This window comes from Pseudonocardia sp. KRD291 (assembly GCF_019263595.1).
Taxonomy (GTDB): domain Bacteria; phylum Actinomycetota; class Actinomycetes; order Mycobacteriales; family Pseudonocardiaceae; genus Pseudonocardia.
In genome coordinates this window covers 1-15,697 of sequence record NZ_JADQDD010000140.1, presented here as the reverse complement: position 1 = coordinate 15,697, position 15,697 = coordinate 1, and the positions used below count along the sequence as shown (strand labels likewise).

The following is a 15,697-nucleotide window of genomic DNA, read 5'->3' as shown; positions in this document are numbered from 1 at the left end:
CCGGCGCTGAGCCCGTTCCCGCCGGGCGGTCAGGGCCGCCAGGGCCGCGCGGTCAGGGCCGCCAGGACCGCAGCCACACGGTCTGCTTCCACTGGCGCAGGTCGGACAGCGTGGCCTCGGACAGCGTGACGTCGGTGTCGGTGACGACGTAGCCGTGGTCGCCCCGGGTGGACAGCGACTGGCCGACCACGTTCACCCCGGCGTCGGCGAGCCGCTTGTTGATGCCGGCCAGCACGCCGGTCTCGCTCGTGTGCAGGTGGCCCATCCGGAACACGCCTGCCGGGTGCGGCGGCGCCACCTCCGGCAGGTTCACCGACAGTGCGGTGCCGCCGTCGGTGACGAACCCGAGCAGCTTCTTGGACACGAAGTACCCGATCTCCTCCTGCGCCTCCTGCGTCGACCCGCCGACGTGCGGGGTGAGGATGACGTTGTCGAGGCCGCGCAGGGGTGACTCGAACGCGTCGCCCTGCGCCTTCGGCTCGACCGGGAACACGTCGATCGCGGCACCGGAGATGTGGCCGGAGAGGATGTTCTCCCGCAACGACACGTCGTCGACGACCATCCCTCGGGAGGCGTTGATGAACACCGACCCGGGCTTCATGGCGGCGAACTGCTCCGCGCCGAACAACCCCGCGTTCCCCGGGCGGCCGTCCACGTGGATGCTCACGAAGTCCGACCGGGAGAGCAGCTCGTCGAGCGTGGCGATCCGCCGCGCGTTGCCATGGGCCAGCCGGTCCGCGGTGTCATAGAAGATCACCCGGAGTCCGACGGCCTCGGCGACGTTGGACAGCTGGGTGCCGATGTTGCCGTAGCCGACGATGCCCAGCGTCCGGCCGCGGATCTCGTGGCTGCCCTTGGCGGACTTGTCCCAGACCCCCTCGTGCATCCGCTGGGTCTTGTCCGGCAGCCGCCGCGCCAGCGAGACGATCTCGCCCAGCACCAGCTCGACGACACTGCGGGTGTTGGAGAACGGTGCGTTGAACACCGCGATGCCGCGCTCGGCGGCACCGTCGAGATCGACCTGGTTGGTCCCGATGCAGAAGCACCCCACCGCGAGGAGGTCCTTCCCCGCGTCGAGCACCTCCGCGGTGATCTTGGTGTTGGACCGGATCCCGAGCAGGGCCACGCCCGACAGGGCGTCGGCCAGGTCGTCGCCGCTCAGCGAGCCGGGGCGCTCGTCGACCTCGAAACCCGCGTCGCGGAACGCCTCTGCTGCGGTCGGATGGATGTTTTCCAGCAGGAGAACCTTCACACGGGCAGCGTAGACGGGCCGTTCCGGCATCGGGGTCCCGTCGCGGGCCCGAACTACCCGCCGACCCCTCGACCTGCGGAGACGTCGCTTCGAGCTCGTCACACCAGTCGGTGACGCACCCGAACATGAGACCCTGGCGCGCGTGGCCGAGCATCCCGCGGGCGCAGCACCGCACACCGGAGACGAGCCCGCCGACGGGCACCGCACGATGATCGAGCTCACGCTGGCGCGGCTCGAGGAACACGGCGACCGGGTCGCGATCACCGTCGACGACGCCGACACACCCGCCGAGTGGACCTACCGCGACGTCCTCGACCGGGTCCGGATCGAGGCACGCCGCCTCGACGGGTGCGGCGTCCGGCGCGGCGACGTCGTCGCGATCATGGCCGGCACCACTCCGATCGGGCTCGTCCTCCGGTGGGCGGTCAACGTCGTCGGCGCGGCGTTCACCTCGTTCGCCGACGGCTACTCGGCGGCGGCCGTCGCGGAACTGCTCACGACGTGCCGGGCACGGTTCCTCGTCACCGACCACGACCGTCGCGCGCTCGCCGCCGACGCCGCCGCGCGGGCCGGCTCGACCACGGTCGTCGACATCGACGACGCCTACACCTCGGCGGACCCGACACCGCTGCCCGTGCGCCTGCGGCCCGAGGACCTGGCGTCGATCTCACTGACCGGGGGCAGCACCGGGGTTCCGAAGGGTGTCCCCCGCCGCGCCGCCGTGCCGGACTATTCGTCCCCGGCCGCGCTCGCCGGGTGGCGCGACACCGTGCAGCTGGTGTGCACGCCGATCGCCCACATCGCCGGCACGATCGCGCTGGTCGTGCTGGCCGCGGGCGGTCGCGTGGTCCTGCAGCGGGGATTCGACGCCGGCCGCGTCCTCGCCGTCGTCCCCCGCGAGAAGATCACGACGATCCAGCTGATGCCCCGGCTCCTGCACCAGCTGCTCGACCATCCCGACCTGGACCGCACCGACACCACGAGCCTGCGCCGGCTCCGGATCGGCAGCGCGCCCGCGTCCGCGGAACGCATCGGTGAGGCGCTCGACCGGTTCGGCCCGGTCCTCGGCCAGACCTACGGCAGCATCGAGGCCACGACGATCACCACGATCGGCGCCGACGAGCTGGCCCGCCCGGAGCTGCGCGGCACGGTCGGACGGCCGGTGCCCGGTGTCACGGTCTCGATCCGGGACGACGGCGGGGCCGAGCTGCCCGCCGGCGCGACCGGCGAGATCTGGGTGCGTGGCTCCGCGGTGATGCCCGGTTACGTCGGCGACCCGCAGCAGAGCGCCGCGGTGCTGCACGAGGGCTGGTTCCGCACCGGCGACCTCGGCCACCTCGACGACGCCGGCTACCTCACCCTGGCCGGACGGACAAAGGACGTCATCTTCGCCGAACCCGCGAGGATCTACCCCGGCGACGTGGAGAACGCGCTGCTCGCCCACCCCGCGGTCGCCGCAGCGGGCGTGTTCGCCGTCGCCGACCCGGACGGCACCGAGAGCGCGGCCGCCGCGGTCGTGCCGCGTCCCGGGCACTCACCGTCGCCGGACGCGCTCCTGGCCTGGGTCGCCGAGCGCCGCGGGCCCGCCCGCGCACCGGCCGAGATCCACCTGGTCGACGACCTGCCCACCACGCCCAGCGGGAAGATCGACCGCGCCGCGCTGCGGCGGGAGCTCACCGGACGGTAGCGGGCGGCGGACTCAGTCCCAGGCCACCGGCAGGACCTATACGCCGAACACGATCATGTCCGTCCGCAGCGGGACGTCGCCGCTGGGATGCCCAGGCGCAGCCGAGGACGACGATGGCGCCGGGATAGTCAGGCCCCGACCTGGCGGGCGAGTCGTTGCAGGTAGGCCGCGAACCGTTCCCGGTCCTCCGCGTCCCAACCGAAGGTGAGCTCGTCGAAGACGCCGCGCTGCCACTGCTCGGACGACGCGATCAGCTCCCTGCCCGCGGACGTCATCCCCAGCACGGCACGACGCGCGTCGGAGCTCGCCCGCCGGCGCTCGACGTACCCGCGCTCGACCGCCCCGGCGACCATGCGACTCGCCCCGGACTGGTCGATGCCGAGCTGCCGTCCGACATCGCCGACGGTGGCACCCTCGCGGTCGTCGGCGACGCACGTGGCGACCGCGTTCACGGTCAGCACGTCCTGGACGAGCGTCGTCTCACCGGCACCGCCCACGGCCACTCCGCGCGCCCACCGTCGCGACCAGAAGCGCACCAGCCGGAACAGCGCCGGGCCCCCATCCGCGTCCTGCATGTCCGCACCCTAGCCAATCCCTGCGATACGCATCTAATATTCGTGCGATACGCATACACATCGTCGAGGGGACGCACCCGTGACCATCGCCCTGAACCACACGATCGTCCGGGTCGGCGACCGGGCCACCGGAGCCGGATTCCTCGCCGACCTGCTCGGGCTGCCGGTCGGCGCCCCCGCGGGGCCGTTCATTCCGGTCCGGGTGAACGACGAGCTGACCCTCGACTTCGACGACCGCGGACCGGCCGTCGCCTGCCATCTCGGCTTCCTCGTCGACGACGAGACCTTCGACGCGCTCCTCGGGCGCCTGGTGGACCGGTCCGCCGTCTCGTTCGGAGCCGGGCCGGAGCACGGCTGGGACCGCCGGATCAATCGACTCGCCGGCGGGCGAGGGCTGTACGTCGGTGACCCGGACGGACACACCTACGAGTTCTTCACCGTCGTACCCGACTGATCGGCTTTACCCTCCGAGCCCGAGCGCGCGGACCGCGTTGTCCTTGAGGATCAGCGGACGCACCTCGTCCCGGATCTCCAGCTCGGCGAAGTCGGCCAGCCAGCGGTCCGGGGTGATCACCGGGAAGTCCGACCCGAACAGGACCTTGGTGCGCAGCAACGTGTTCGCGGCCCGGACGAGCTGCGGCGGGAAGTACTTCGGGCGCCAGCCGGACAGGTCGATGTAGACGTTCGCCTTGTGCGTCGCGATCGAGATCGCCTCGTCCTGCCACGGCACCGACGGGTGCGCCATGACGATCGTGAGGTGCGGCAGGTCGGCGGCGACGTCGTCGAGCAGCATCGGGTTCGAGTAGCGCAGCTTGATGCCGTGCCCGCCGGGCAGACCCGCCCCGATCCCGGTCTGCCCGGTGTGGAACAGCGCCGGGACGCCGACCTCGGCGACCGCCTCGTAGAGCGGGTAGTAGGCGGGGTCGTTCGGCTCGAACTCCTGCAGCGACGGGTGGAACTTGAACCCGCGCGCCCCGCGCTCGACCAGCCGGCGGATCCGCGCGACCGACGCCTTGCCCCCGTGCGGGTCCACCGACCCGAACGGGATCAGCACGTCCGGGAACTGCGCCGCGGCGTCGAGGATCTCCTCGCTGGACAGCGCCGGGTGCCCGGTCCCGGCCGCGGCGTCGACGGTGAACACCACGGCCGCCATCGACCGCTCCCGGTAGTGCTCGGCGATCGCGGCGACGGTCGGGGTGCGGTCCTGGTCGGCGCGGAAGTACGCGGCCGAGGCGTCCATCAGCTCCTGGTCGAGCGAGAAGCAGCCGTGGCCGTCCTGCTCGACGTGGGTGTGCACGTCGATCGCGGTGAGACGGGCGAGGTCGAGCGTCACGGGGTCTCCTCCGGGTTTCCACTGAGCGCGGCGTAGCCGAGCTCCAGGCTCTGACGGAACTGCGGGTGCGCCGCGTCCGGGACCGCGGCGAGCATCTCCTGCTCGATCGCCTCGACGAGCGGGTCGCAGCGCTCGAGCAGCGCCCGGGCGGGCCCGGTCAGGGTGAGCAGCAGGACGCGGCGGTTGTCCGGGTCGCGGCGCCGGGCGACGTGCCCGTGCTTCTCCAGCCAGCGCACCATCTCGTTCATCGTCTGCGGGGTGACGAACGAGCGCCGGGCCAGCTGTGTCGCGGACAGCCCGTCGCGGCTGCGCAGCGCGGTGAGCGCGGTGAACTGCAGCGTGGTCAGCCCGTGCGGGCGCAGTGCCTCGTCCATCCGCGCCCGGATCACCAGTTCCAGGCGTTTCACCAGGTACAGGGCGAGTGGGCGGTCCGGCACAGCCCGATCCTCCCGCGTCGTCGTCGCGCGCGGCCGGACCGGGACGGCTCGTGACGGCATCCCGACCTCCCTCGCCAATCATCAGGTTTCCTGATTGATCCGTGACGAGGGTGCGGCGCACGGGCGGCTCCCGACAACCGCACGTGACCCAGGTCACGCTCCGAGGCGAAAGATGTCTGCCGGTCAGGGCGAGGGACGCCTGCGACGCACCTCGTCCAGACGACGGGCGTTGACGGCCTGCTCGAACGGCGTGTCACCGCGCGCGTGATGGTCGCCGAGCTCGGCGCGCAGCGCCGCGATGCGGGCGCTGTCGTGGTGCGAGGCCAGCTCGGCGAGATCCGGGTCGGAGTCCGCGAGCACCTGCCGGAAACGGTGCTCGGCGAGCGGCCCGAGCCGGTCGTAGATCTCCAGGAAGAGCCGCTGGGCGTCCGCGCGCAGCCAGCCGTCGGGCAGCATCCCGGCCGGCAGGTCGGGATCCCGCTCCGGGAACGTCCGCCAGTCGACGCGCAGCTCGGTGCGGATCCGCAGCGCGTCCGCGGGACCGATCCGCCCGGCCGCGAGGTGCTCGCGCAGCGGCTCGTAGGTGCGCACGAACTCCCGGTACGCCTGCGCCAGCGGCTCCAGGTCGAACGCGGTCGCGGGCCCGCCGGCCGCGGGCCCGCCGGGCACCTCCTCGGCGCGCAGCACCGTGCCGCGCTCGATCCCGAGCTCGGAGAGCAGCTCGCGGGCCGGACCCGCGAGGTCACGCGGGGAGACCCACAGGCCGTCGTAGAGCGCGGCGAGCCCGAGGACCCGCAACCGGGAGCGCAGCGCGGTGCGCACCTCACGCTCCTGCTCGGGCACCGAGAACGCGACGACCGTCCAGCGCCCGTCCCACTCCGGGGCCGCCGCGCCGAAGGTCAGCATCCGGTGCGTGCGGTCGACGATGACGTCACTGGTCCGGGGCGGGATGCCGTAGGCCGTCGTACGCCCGGTCCGTGAGGTCGTCAGGAGGTCCTTCGCCGCCAGCCGCCGCATCGCTGCCCGGGCGTTCTCCTCGCCGACACCGAACTCCGCGAGCAACCGCACCAGCGCCGCGGAGGGGATGTGCTCGTCGCGCCAGTACCAGTAGTCACCCAGCAGCGACGTCAGCAGGAGCTGCGGCTCGGCCCGCGCACGCACCTCGTCCGACATCGGCATCCCTCCCGCCGGTGAGCGTACGTGTCACCCACCGCCGGATCGGCGGCGGCGAACCGGGTGTTGTCATTGGCGACATGCCGTGCGACGCTCGTCACCGTCCTCGTCGGCCAATTCGAGGTTCGGCCCCCGGTCCCGACGAGTCACACGCCTGGCACGACCCAACGCAGGGAGACCCTCGCCATGCGCCACCCATCCTTCCCCCGCCCACGCCGGCTGACCCTCGCCGCACTGGCCGCGTCGGCGCTCGTCCTCACCGGGTGCGGGGCCCAGCTCGGAGACGGCGGTAGCTCGCCCGCGCCCGCCGGATCGGACGCCGGGCTGCACGGCGAGCTGCCACAGTCGATCAAGGACTCCGGCGTGATCCGCTTCGCGGGCGACTCGCACCCGCCCTACCGGACGGTCGGTCCCGGCGGCGCGGTCACCGGCATCGACAAGGACTTCCAGGACGCGCTGGGCCGGGTGCTCGGGGTCCGCACCGAGACCGTCGTCGTGGACAGCCTCCCGGCCGCGCTGCAGGGCATGCTCGCCGACCGCTACGACGCGTTCAACGGACCGGTCAAGGTCACCGCCGAGCGCGAGAAGCAGTTCGACACGGTCACCTGGATGACGACCCGGACGTCCTACGTGGTCCCGGCGAACCCGCCCGCTCCGATCGGGCGGACCGACGACCTCTGCGGCCGCCGCGTCGCCGTGGTCACCGCGAGCGTGGTGGAGGAGCAGCTGCGGCGGCTCTCCGCGTTCTGCGAGCGGGCCGGGCGCGGGCCGGTGCAGTCGATCGGGCTCGCCGACACCAACGCGACCCTGCTCGCCGCGCAGTCCGGCCGGGCCGAGGCCGCCGGGATGACCCAGGCGGCCGCGATCGACGTGACGACCCAGCAGAAGGGCGTCTACACCTACGTCACCCAGACCCCGGAGCAGGGCGCGACCGCCGACAAGCTCGCGCTGTACGTCCCGAAGTCGGCCGAGCTCGGCCCGGTGATGCAGAAGGCGTTCGAGGTGCTGTCCCGCGACGGCACCTACCAGCAGATCATGAGCAGGTGGGGACTGTCCGACGTGACGGTCCCGGCACCGCAGTTCAACGCCGGGACCCCGGCATGACACTCACCGCCCCGCCCACCCGGACCGGCGCCGGCCCGCACGACGTCGCGACCGCACGGGCCCGGTTCCGGCCCTGGCGCTGGGTCGCGGCCGCGGCGCTGCTCGTGATCGCCGCGCAGATCGTCGCGTTCGGGGTCGGCAACGAGCGGTTCCGGTGGGACGTCGTCGCGGCGAACCTGTTCGCCCCGTCGGTGCTGGCAGGCCTGGGCACCACCGTCCTGCTGGCCGTGCTCGCGATGCTGATCGGCTCGCTGGTCGGCGGGCTGCTCGCCGCCGCGCAGCTGTCCGACTTCGGACCGGTGCGCTGGGCCGCGACGCTCTACGTCGGGATCTTCCGCGGCATCCCGCCACTGGTCCAGCTGATCTTCTGGTTCAACCTGGCCTACCTGCTGCCACGGCTCTCGATCGACGTCCCGTTCGGGCCGACACTGATCAGCTGGAGCACGAACGACGTCATCACCCCGCTGACCGCGGGCGTGATCGGGCTGTCGCTGGTGGAGTCCGCCTACATGGCCGAGATCATCCGCGCCGGGGTCCTCGGCGTGGACCAGGGCCAGCGGGAGGCGGCCTCGGCGATGGGCTTCACCCCGCTGCAGACGTTCTTCCGGATCGTCCTGCCGCAGGCGATGCGGGTGATCATCCCGCCGTCCGGCAGCCAGTTCATCAGCGTCCTCAAGGGCACCGCGCTGGTCTCGGTGATCGCGATGAACGACCTGCTGCACGCCGTCCAGGTGATCTACAACCAGACCTACGAGATCGTCCCGATGCTGATCGTGGCCTGCATCTGGTACCTCGCGGTCGTCACGCTGCTCACCCTCGGGCAGCGACGGCTCGAGCGCCACTTCGCCCGCGGACACGTGCGGACGGTCGCCACCGGAGGCGTGTCATGAGCGACGACGCACTTAGCCCCGCGGAGGAGTCATGAACACAACCGTCCTGTCGCTGCGCGGGCTCACCAAGCGGTTCGGCGACCACACCGCGCTCGAGGGCGTGGACCTCGACGTCACCGAGGGCGAGGTCGTGGTCGTGATCGGCCCGTCCGGGTCGGGCAAGTCCACGCTGGTCCGCTGCGTGCACCAGCTCGAGTCGATCGACAGCGGGGCGATGTACCTCGACGGCGAGCTGCTCGGGTACGAGGAGCACCGCGGCGGGCTCCGGCCGCTGAGCCCGCGCGGCACCGCGGCCCAGCGCCGCCGGATCGGCATGGTGTTCCAGCAGTTCAACCTGTTCCCGCACTTCAGCGCGCTGCGCAACGTGACGGAGGCGCCGCGCCGGGTGCACCGCCGCGACGCCGCCGATGCCGAGCGCGACGCCGCCGCCCTGCTGGCGCGGGTCGGGCTCGGCGACCGGGCGCACCACTACCCGCGTCAGCTCTCCGGCGGCCAGCAGCAGCGGGTGGCGATCGCCCGCGCCCTGGCCACCGCGCCCCGGATCCTGCTCTTCGACGAGCCCACCTCGGCGCTGGACCCGGAGCTCGTCGAGGAGGTCCTCGGCGTGCTGCGCGGTCTGGCCGCGGACGGGCTGACGATGGTCGTGGTCACCCACGAGATGGCGTTCGCCCGCGAGGTCGCGGACCGGGTCGTGTTCATGGACGACGGCCGCATCGTCGAGTCCGGGCCGCCGCAGGCGATCTTCGGGAACCCCACGAGCCCGCGGCTGCGCGGGTTCCTGTCCCGCCACAACCGGGAGGTGCCGGCGTGACCACCCGCACAGGCGACACGAACACGGTCACCGTGGCCGCCGTGGGCGACCTCATCCTCGACGAGCCGGACCCGGCCTCGTTCCTGGAGCCCTCGGCCGCGCTGCTGCGGGCCGCGGACGTGACCGTCGGGCACGTCGAGGTCCCGCACTCGACGAGCACGGCGCAGGTCAGCACGGACGTCCCGGCCCCGCCCGCGGACCCCGCGGCACTGGCCGCGCTGACCGCCGCCGGTGTCGACGTGGTCACCCTGGCCGGCAACCACATCTTCGACGCCGGCGAGGCCGGGGTGACCGACACCGTCGCGCACGCCAGGGCCGCCGGGCTGGTGCCCACCGGCGCGGGGGCCGACCTCGCCGAGGCCCGGACCCCGGCCGTCGTCGAACGCGGTGGCCTGCGGGTCGGCGTGCTGTCCTACAACTGCGTGGGGCCGCGCGAGTCGTGGGCGACCTCCCGCAAGGCGGGCTGCGCCTACGTCCACGTGCTCACCCACTACGAGCTCGACCACGCCAGCCCGGGCGGTCCGCCGCGCGTCTACACCTTCGCCGACCCGGACTCGCTGGAGGCGATGGCCCGGGACGTGACGCGCCTGCGCGCCGAGGCCGACATCGTCGTCGTCGCGCTGCACAAGGGCGTCGGGCACACGCCGGCCGTGGTCGCCATGTACGAGTCACCGGTCGCGCGGGCCGCGGTGGACGCCGGGGCCGACGTCGTCGTCGGGCACCACTCGCACATCCTGCGCGGCATCGAGGTGTACCGGGGGGCGCCGATCTTCCACGGCCTGGGCAACTTCGTGACCGTCACCCACGCGCTGACCCCCACCGACGGCGGGGACAGCGCCGAGCGCGCCGCGTGGGCCGAGCGGCGCAAGGCCCTCTACGGCTTCGCCCCCGACCCGGACATGCCCTACTACCCGTTCCATCCGGAGAGCCGCAACACCGTCGTCGCGACCTGCCGTTTCGACGCCGACGGTCTCGTCGAGGCCGCGATCGTCCCCTGCCGGATCGACGACGCCGGGCGCCCCGTCCCGCTCGGGCCGGGTGAGGACGCCGACGTCGTCGGCTACGTCGCCGACATCACCGACCGGGCCCGGCTGAACGGCCGGCTGGTCCGGCGCGGCGACGAGGTCCTCGTCGCCGGAGCCGGCCGCACGCCCGCCGCCGGCCCCTTCTCCGTCCCGACCGAGAGGACCCCATGACCGACCAGCCACTCGCCGGCCGCACCGTGATCGACCTGACCACCGCGCTCGCGGGCCCCTACGCGACGCTGCTGCTCGCCGGGCTGGGCGCCACTGTGATCAAGGTGGAGAACCCGGCGACCGGCGGTGACACCTCCCGCAGCAACTCCCCCTACCTCGGGCGCGACGGCCTGGCGCTGGCGCGCCGGCACGACGACGACATGTCCGTGTCGATGCTGGTGCGCGGGCGCGGCAAGCTCAGCGTCACGCTCAACCTCAAGGACCCGCGGTCGAAGACCGTGTTCACCGACCTGGTCCGCGACGCCGACGTGCTGGTGGAGAACTACTCGCCGGGCGTCACGAGCCGGTTGGGCATCGACTACGCCGCCGTGCGCGAGATCAAGCCACGGCTGGTCTACACCTCGATCAGCGGGTTCGGCGCGCAGGGCGGCCCGGGCTCGGGCAAGGCCATGGACTCGATCATCCAGGCGCTCTCCGGCGTGATGATGACCGCGGGCGAGCCCGACGGGGACCCGGTCCGGTTCGGCCTGCCCGTCGGGGACCTGCTGGCGCCGCTGTTCGCGGTGGTCGGGACGGTGTCGGCGCTGTTGCAGGCGGAGACCACCGGGCAGGGCCAGCACGTGGACGTGTCCATGCTCGGCGCGCTCACGTCGCTGGTCGCGTGCGAGCCGTTCGACGCGTTCGACGCGGTCGGGCTGCCGCAGCGCACCGGGGCGATGGTCCCGCGGCTGGCCCCGTTCGGGATCCTGCGCGCCGCGGACGGGCACATCGCCCTGTGCGCCCCCACCGACGCGTTCGCCCGCGGGGTGCTGCGTGCGATGGGCCGCGAGGACCTGGTCGACGACGACCGCTACCGCACCCGCGACCAGCGCGTCCGTAGCGCGGACGAGCTGCACGCGCTGATCGGTGCCTGGTGCGCGGGCCTGCCCCGGACCGAGATCATCGACCGGCTCTCCGCGGAGGGCGTGCCGGCCGCCGAGGTCCGGGACCCGCGCGAGGCCGTGCGCGACCCGCTGGTGCGTGACCGGCGCGAGGTCGTCCCGATCACGCATCCCCGCCACGGTGCCGTGGCCGACCTGTCCGCGACCGGGATGCCGATCGTGTTCTCCGGCTCCTCGGTCGGCCTGGACGGCCCGGCGCCCACGCTCGGCGAGCACAACGACCGCGTCTACCGGGAGCTGCTCGGCTACGACGAGGACGAGATCACCTCGCTCGCCGCCGACTCCGTCATCTGAGCGCCGGGCATCCGGCTCCGCCCTCTCCATCCGACCTCGGGGGACCACCATGTCCGCAGCACTGGCTGCGTTGCTCGACCCTGCCCGCACGACGGCGGACGGGCCGGTCGCCGGCTACGTCGGCGCCGACGTGCCGGTCGAGCTGCTCACCGCCGCCGGCTACCACCCGGTGCGGCTGTCCGGGTCCCCGCACGAGGACGCCTCCGACGGGATCGGCTACCTCGGCGGCGGCCTCGACCCGGCCGCCTGCTCGGTGCTGACCCGGCTCCTGCACGGCGGGTACGGGCCGCTGGACGTGCTCGTCGTCTCCCGGGACTGCGAGGCGTCGCTGCGGCTGTTCTACGTCCTGCGGGAGCTGGCCCGGGTGGAGCCGGCGGTCGCGCTGCCGCCGCTGCACCTCATCGACGTGCTGCACCTGCCGCACCGGACCACGACCCGCTACGTGCGGGCGAAGGTGCGCGGCCTGCGCGGCTGGTTGCAGCAGCGCTGCGGGCACACCGTCTCCGGTGACGAGCTGGCCGCGGCCGTCGCCGCGCACGACCGGGTGCGGGGACTGCTCCGCGCGGTCGGGGAGCTGCGCGGGCAGCGCCGGCTCACCGGCACCGAGGCGCTCGGGGTCGTCGCCGCCACGACACGGCTGCCGGTGCACCGCGCCGAGGAGCTGCTGACCGCGCTCGTCGCCGAGCTGCCCGGTCGTGACCCGCGGCCCGGGCACCCGGTGTACCTCACCGGGAGCAGCCACGACTGCCCCGACGTCTACACCGCACTCGAGGACGCGGGACTCCTGATCGTCGGCGAGGACCACGACCGCGGCGACCTGCTGTCCACCATGGACGTCGGGGTGCCGGCCGGGGCGGCCGACGTCGACGCGCTCGATCTGGCGGTGGCCGAGCGCTACCAGCACAACGGGCCCTCGGCACCCCGCGCGGCGATCGCGGAGCGGGCCGCGCACACCGCGGCCGCGCTGCGCGGACGCGGGGCGGCGGGTCTGCTGAGCTACGTCCGCGAGCACGACGACGGCCCGCCATGGGACTTCCCCGCCCAGCGCGACGCCGCCGGGGTGCCGGCCGCGATCGTGGAGCGGCAGGCTTACGGGCTGATCGACCCGTCCGAGCTGGACCGCGCACTGAGCGCCCTGGGCGTCCCGGCGGTGGTCGCGTGAGCGCGCCCACCCCCCGCCTGCCCAGCGCCGCCGCGGCCACCGCGCACCAGCGGCAGTGGTTCGCCGACCTGCACCGTGACCACACCCCGGGCGACCCGCTCGCCCTGGTCAATGCGGACGCCCCGCAGGAGGTGTTCCGCGCGATGGGCATCCCCTACGTCGTCAACCAGTGGTGGGCCTCGATCGTCGCGGCGAAGCGGCGCACCCAGGACCACCTGGCCCGGCTGCGCGAGCGCGGCTACCCCGACTACACCGAGCAGTACAGCTCCACCGCCCTGGGTAGCGCGTTCGACACCGACCCGGACTCGGCGCCGTGGGGCGGGCTGCCGACGCCCTCGCTCGTGCTCGCCGAGACCACCGGCGACGCCTCCCGGAAGATCTTCGACGTCTGGGGCGCGCAGCCCGGCGTCACGTTCTACCCGCTGGAGAGCGCGGCCGCCGACACCGTGCCGGAGCGCTGGTGGGAGCTGATGCCGCACCGGTGGGAGGAGGCGGTGGGCACCGACCGGCTCGACCTGATGGTCGGCGAGCTGGAGGGCCTGATCCGGTTCCTGGAGGCCACCACCGGCCGTCGGTTCTCCGAGCAGCGCTTCACCGAGGTGATGGCGCTGGTCAACGAGCAGGAGGAGTGGAACCGGCGCACCCGCGACCTGATCGCCGCCGCCCGGCCGTGCCCGATCGCGGTCACCGACTCGATCCCGGCCGTGATGATCCCGCAGTGGCACCGCGGCACCGTGTGGGCCCGCGACGCCGCGCGCCGGCTGCACGACGAGGTCGCCGACCGGGTCCGCGCCGGCGCGGCGGTGTGCCCGGACGAACGGGTCCGGCTGATGTGGGTGGGTCGCGGTCTGTGGTTCGACCTGGACTTCTACCGGCGCTTCCAGGACCGCTACGGCGCGGTGTTCGTGTGGTCGATGTACCTGGCGATCGCCGCCGACGGCTACATCCGCCACGTCGACCCGGACTCCGGCGACCCGCTGCGGGCACTGGCCGCGCGGTTCGCGGCGTTCTCCGACCAGCTCTACACCCCGCCGTGGTCGGCCGAGTGGTACGTCAAGGAGGCCCGCACGCACGGCGTGCACGGCGTCGTGCACCTGGTCTCCGACGACGCCCGCGGCAGCTGGGCCACCACCCGGGCGCTGCGCGCCGCCGGGGTCCCGGTGCTGGAGCTGCACGCCGACAACGTCGACGCCCGCCGCTCCGACCCGGAGCATCTCGACGGCACCGTCGGCCGGTGGCTGGAGGCCGAGGTCCTGCCCCGGACCGATGGCTGAGGCGACCACGCGGGGGGACGCGGCGGTGGCCGGCTTCTCCACCCCCGCGGTGCTGGCCGGCGCGCTCGTCGCGTTGTTCACCGGGTCGCTGACCAACACGATCATCGGGATCGCGCTGCCCACGATCGCGGGCGAGCTCGGCGGCCAGGACCGGGTGGCCTGGGTCGCGGCCGCGGCGCTGCTGACGATGACGGCGGCGACCCCGGTCTGGGGCAAGCTCGCCGACCGGCGGGGACCGCGACCGATGCTGCTCGCCGCGATCGCGCTGTTCGTGCTGGCCTCCCTCGTCGCGGGCCTCGCGACGACGACGAGCTGGCTGATCACCGGGCGGGCGCTGCAGGGCGCGGCGTCGGGCGGCATCCTGGCCTGCGCGAACGCACTGGTCGCGGTGCTGGTCCCGGCCCGCGAGCGGGGCCGCTACACCGGCTGGTTCGGGCTCTCGTTCGGCACCGCGTCGGTGGCCGGCCGCTGATCGGCGGGCTCCTGGTCGGCCCGGGAGGGCCGGGCTGGCGCTGGTGCTTCCTCGGCGTCGTCCCGGTGACGCTGCTCGCCGCGCTGCTGGTGCGCCTGGCCCCGGACCACCGGCCTGCACCGCGCGGCACCCCGCTCGACCACCTCGGGGCCGCCCTGCTGGCGCTGGCCTCCGGCGGGCTGGTCGTGCTGCTGTCCGCGGGCGGCGTGGCCTGGGCCTGGTCGTCGCCGGTCACGCCGCTGCTGGCCGGGGCGGTCGCGGTGACCACGGTGGCCGCGGTGCTGCGCGAGCGTCGCGCGCCGGACCCGATCCTGCCGCCGCAGCTGTTCGGCATCCGGACGTTCACCGTCGCCTGCGCCACCAGCCTGCTGGTCGGGACCGTGATGTTCGGCGGGGTCATCTACCTGCCGCAGTTCCTGCAGGTGGTGCACGGCCACGACGCCATGACCGCGGGCCTGCTGATGCTCCCGCAGGTCGGGACGATGATCGTCGCCTCGGCCGTGGTCGGGCGCCTGATCGTCGCGACCGGGCGCTGGAAACGCTTCCCCGCGATCGGCTGCGGGCTGCTCGTGGCCGGCCTGGCCGTGCTCGCGCCGCTGACCCCGGCCACGCCCGCCTGGCAGGTCGCCGCCGGGATGGCGCTGCTCGGCGCCGGGACCGGGCTGACCCAGCAGGTGCTGGTGCTCGCCGCGCAGAACGCCGTGGGAGCCGGTGACGTCGGCGTCGCCGGGTCGTCGGTGACGTTCGCCCGGACCCTCGGCGGCGCCCTCGGTGTCGCCGCGTTCGGCGCGCTGATCGCCGCCCGGCTGCGCGCCGACCTCCCCACGGCGCTGGCCGCGGCCGGGCGGCCCGCGACCGACGACGACGTCCGGCGCCTGCTGGGCACCCCGGCCCAGGTCGCGGCCCTGCCCCCGCCGCTGGCCGACGCGGTGCGCGCGTCCTACACGCACGGGCTGCAGCTGGTCTTCCTCGCCACCCTCCCGCTCGCGGTCCTCGCGCTGCTCGCGGTCCTGTTCGTCCGCGAGGCCGCCCTCGGCGAGGGCGCACCGGCCCCCTGAGACCGCGACGCCGCACCCGGCGCCCGACCCGCACGACC

General features: G+C 73.8%; 14 protein-coding genes and 1 pseudogene. 10 read left to right on the top strand and 5 right to left on the bottom strand.

Annotation, left to right across the window (positions count from 1 at the left end; all coding sequences use genetic code 11):
- Positions 1-52: 52 nt before the first annotated feature.
- The gene (gene serA, locus I4I78_RS19170) at positions 53-1,252 is read right to left on the bottom strand and encodes a phosphoglycerate dehydrogenase (protein WP_218612742.1); all 1,200 of its coding nucleotides are present in this window, start codon (positions 1,250-1,252) and stop codon (positions 53-55) included.
- A gap of 142 nt (positions 1,253-1,394) precedes the next feature.
- Between serA and I4I78_RS19165 the strand changes: the two genes are divergently transcribed.
- Positions 1,395-2,939, top strand: coding sequence for a class I adenylate-forming enzyme family protein (locus I4I78_RS19165; protein ID WP_218612740.1), 1,545 nt, complete (start codon positions 1,395-1,397; stop codon positions 2,937-2,939).
- Between the two features lie 128 nt (positions 2,940-3,067).
- Here the strand turns inward: I4I78_RS19165 and I4I78_RS19160 are convergent, their stop codons facing one another.
- Complete coding sequence (locus I4I78_RS19160; RefSeq protein ID WP_218612739.1) at positions 3,068-3,514, bottom strand: MarR family winged helix-turn-helix transcriptional regulator; 447 nt, start codon at positions 3,512-3,514, stop codon at positions 3,068-3,070.
- A 79-nt stretch (positions 3,515-3,593) separates the two neighbouring features.
- Between I4I78_RS19160 and I4I78_RS19155 the strand changes: the two genes are divergently transcribed.
- Positions 3,594-3,968: a VOC family protein gene (locus tag I4I78_RS19155; protein ID WP_218612738.1), complete on the top strand. Its 375-nt coding sequence runs from the start codon at positions 3,594-3,596 to the stop codon at positions 3,966-3,968.
- 6 nt (positions 3,969-3,974) lie between these two features.
- Here I4I78_RS19155 and couO read toward each other — a convergent pair whose 3' ends face one another.
- The 3 genes from couO to I4I78_RS19140 all read right to left on the bottom strand — a co-directional run bounded on the left by couO (position 3,975) and on the right by I4I78_RS19140 (position 6,463).
- Positions 3,975-4,847 (bottom strand): 4-hydroxyphenyl-beta-ketoacyl-CoA hydrolase, encoded by an 873-nt coding sequence (gene couO, locus I4I78_RS19150; RefSeq protein WP_218612737.1) that lies wholly within the window; start codon positions 4,845-4,847, stop codon positions 3,975-3,977.
- Positions 4,844-5,284, bottom strand: coding sequence for a MarR family transcriptional regulator (locus I4I78_RS19145; RefSeq protein WP_308252218.1), 441 nt, complete (start codon positions 5,282-5,284; stop codon positions 4,844-4,846). Before I4I78_RS19145 ends, couO begins: the two co-directional genes overlap by 4 nt.
- Positions 5,285-5,467: 183 nt before the next feature.
- Positions 5,468-6,463: a PaaX family transcriptional regulator C-terminal domain-containing protein gene (locus I4I78_RS19140; protein ID WP_218612735.1), complete on the bottom strand. Its 996-nt coding sequence runs from the start codon at positions 6,461-6,463 to the stop codon at positions 5,468-5,470.
- Positions 6,464-6,643: 180 nt separating this feature from the next.
- On the opposite strand from I4I78_RS19140, the gene I4I78_RS19135 reads away from it, so the two are divergent.
- From I4I78_RS19135 to I4I78_RS19100, 8 genes and pseudogenes are all read left to right on the top strand, one after another.
- A complete protein-coding gene (locus I4I78_RS19135; RefSeq protein WP_218612734.1) occupies positions 6,644-7,561 on the top strand; it encodes a transporter substrate-binding domain-containing protein in 918 nt (305 codons plus the stop codon).
- Positions 7,558-8,451 carry an amino acid ABC transporter permease gene (locus I4I78_RS19130; protein ID WP_218612733.1) on the top strand — a complete coding sequence of 298 codons (894 nt, stop codon included), beginning with the start codon at positions 7,558-7,560 and terminating at the stop codon, positions 8,449-8,451. Before I4I78_RS19135 ends, I4I78_RS19130 begins: the two co-directional genes overlap by 4 nt.
- 31 nt (positions 8,452-8,482) lie before the next feature.
- Positions 8,483-9,262, top strand: coding sequence for an amino acid ABC transporter ATP-binding protein (locus I4I78_RS19125; RefSeq protein WP_218612732.1), 780 nt, complete (start codon positions 8,483-8,485; stop codon positions 9,260-9,262).
- A complete protein-coding gene (locus I4I78_RS19120; protein WP_218612731.1) occupies positions 9,259-10,458 on the top strand; it encodes a CapA family protein in 1,200 nt (399 codons plus the stop codon). The genes I4I78_RS19125 and I4I78_RS19120 overlap by 4 nt, the downstream gene beginning before the upstream one ends.
- A complete protein-coding gene (locus I4I78_RS19115) occupies positions 10,455-11,693 on the top strand; it encodes a CaiB/BaiF CoA-transferase family protein (RefSeq protein ID WP_218612730.1) in 1,239 nt (412 codons plus the stop codon). Before I4I78_RS19120 ends, I4I78_RS19115 begins: the two co-directional genes overlap by 4 nt.
- 49 nt (positions 11,694-11,742) lie before the next feature.
- A complete protein-coding gene (locus I4I78_RS19110; protein ID WP_218612729.1) occupies positions 11,743-12,855 on the top strand; it encodes a 2-hydroxyacyl-CoA dehydratase family protein in 1,113 nt (370 codons plus the stop codon).
- Positions 12,852-14,129, top strand: a complete 1,278-nt coding sequence (locus I4I78_RS19105; RefSeq protein WP_218612726.1) for a 2-hydroxyacyl-CoA dehydratase family protein — start codon at positions 12,852-12,854, stop codon at positions 14,127-14,129. The genes I4I78_RS19110 and I4I78_RS19105 overlap by 4 nt, the downstream gene beginning before the upstream one ends.
- Positions 14,122-15,659, top strand: a pseudogene (locus I4I78_RS19100) (MFS transporter). The gene I4I78_RS19105 and the pseudogene I4I78_RS19100 overlap by 8 nt, the downstream one beginning before the upstream one ends.
- The last annotated feature ends 38 nt before the right edge of the window (positions 15,660-15,697 follow it).

Excerpts from the sequence above, each read along its gene's own strand:
- I4I78_RS19110 (WP_218612729.1), top strand. The coding sequence starts at position 11,743 with ATGTCCGCAGCACTGGCTGCGTTGCTCGACCCTGCCCGCACGACGGCG.
- I4I78_RS19115 (WP_218612730.1), top strand. The coding sequence starts at position 10,455 with ATGACCGACCAGCCACTCGCCGGCCGCACCGTGATCGACCTGACCACC.
- I4I78_RS19125 (WP_218612732.1), top strand. The coding sequence starts at position 8,483 with ATGAACACAACCGTCCTGTCGCTGCGCGGGCTCACCAAGCGGTTCGGC.
- I4I78_RS19140 (WP_218612735.1), bottom strand. The coding sequence starts at position 6,463 with ATGCCGATGTCGGACGAGGTGCGTGCGCGGGCCGAGCCGCAGCTCCTG.
- I4I78_RS19135 (WP_218612734.1), top strand. The coding sequence starts at position 6,644 with ATGCGCCACCCATCCTTCCCCCGCCCACGCCGGCTGACCCTCGCCGCA.
- I4I78_RS19160 (WP_218612739.1), bottom strand. The coding sequence starts at position 3,514 with ATGCAGGACGCGGATGGGGGCCCGGCGCTGTTCCGGCTGGTGCGCTTC.
- I4I78_RS19130 (WP_218612733.1), top strand. The coding sequence starts at position 7,558 with ATGACACTCACCGCCCCGCCCACCCGGACCGGCGCCGGCCCGCACGAC.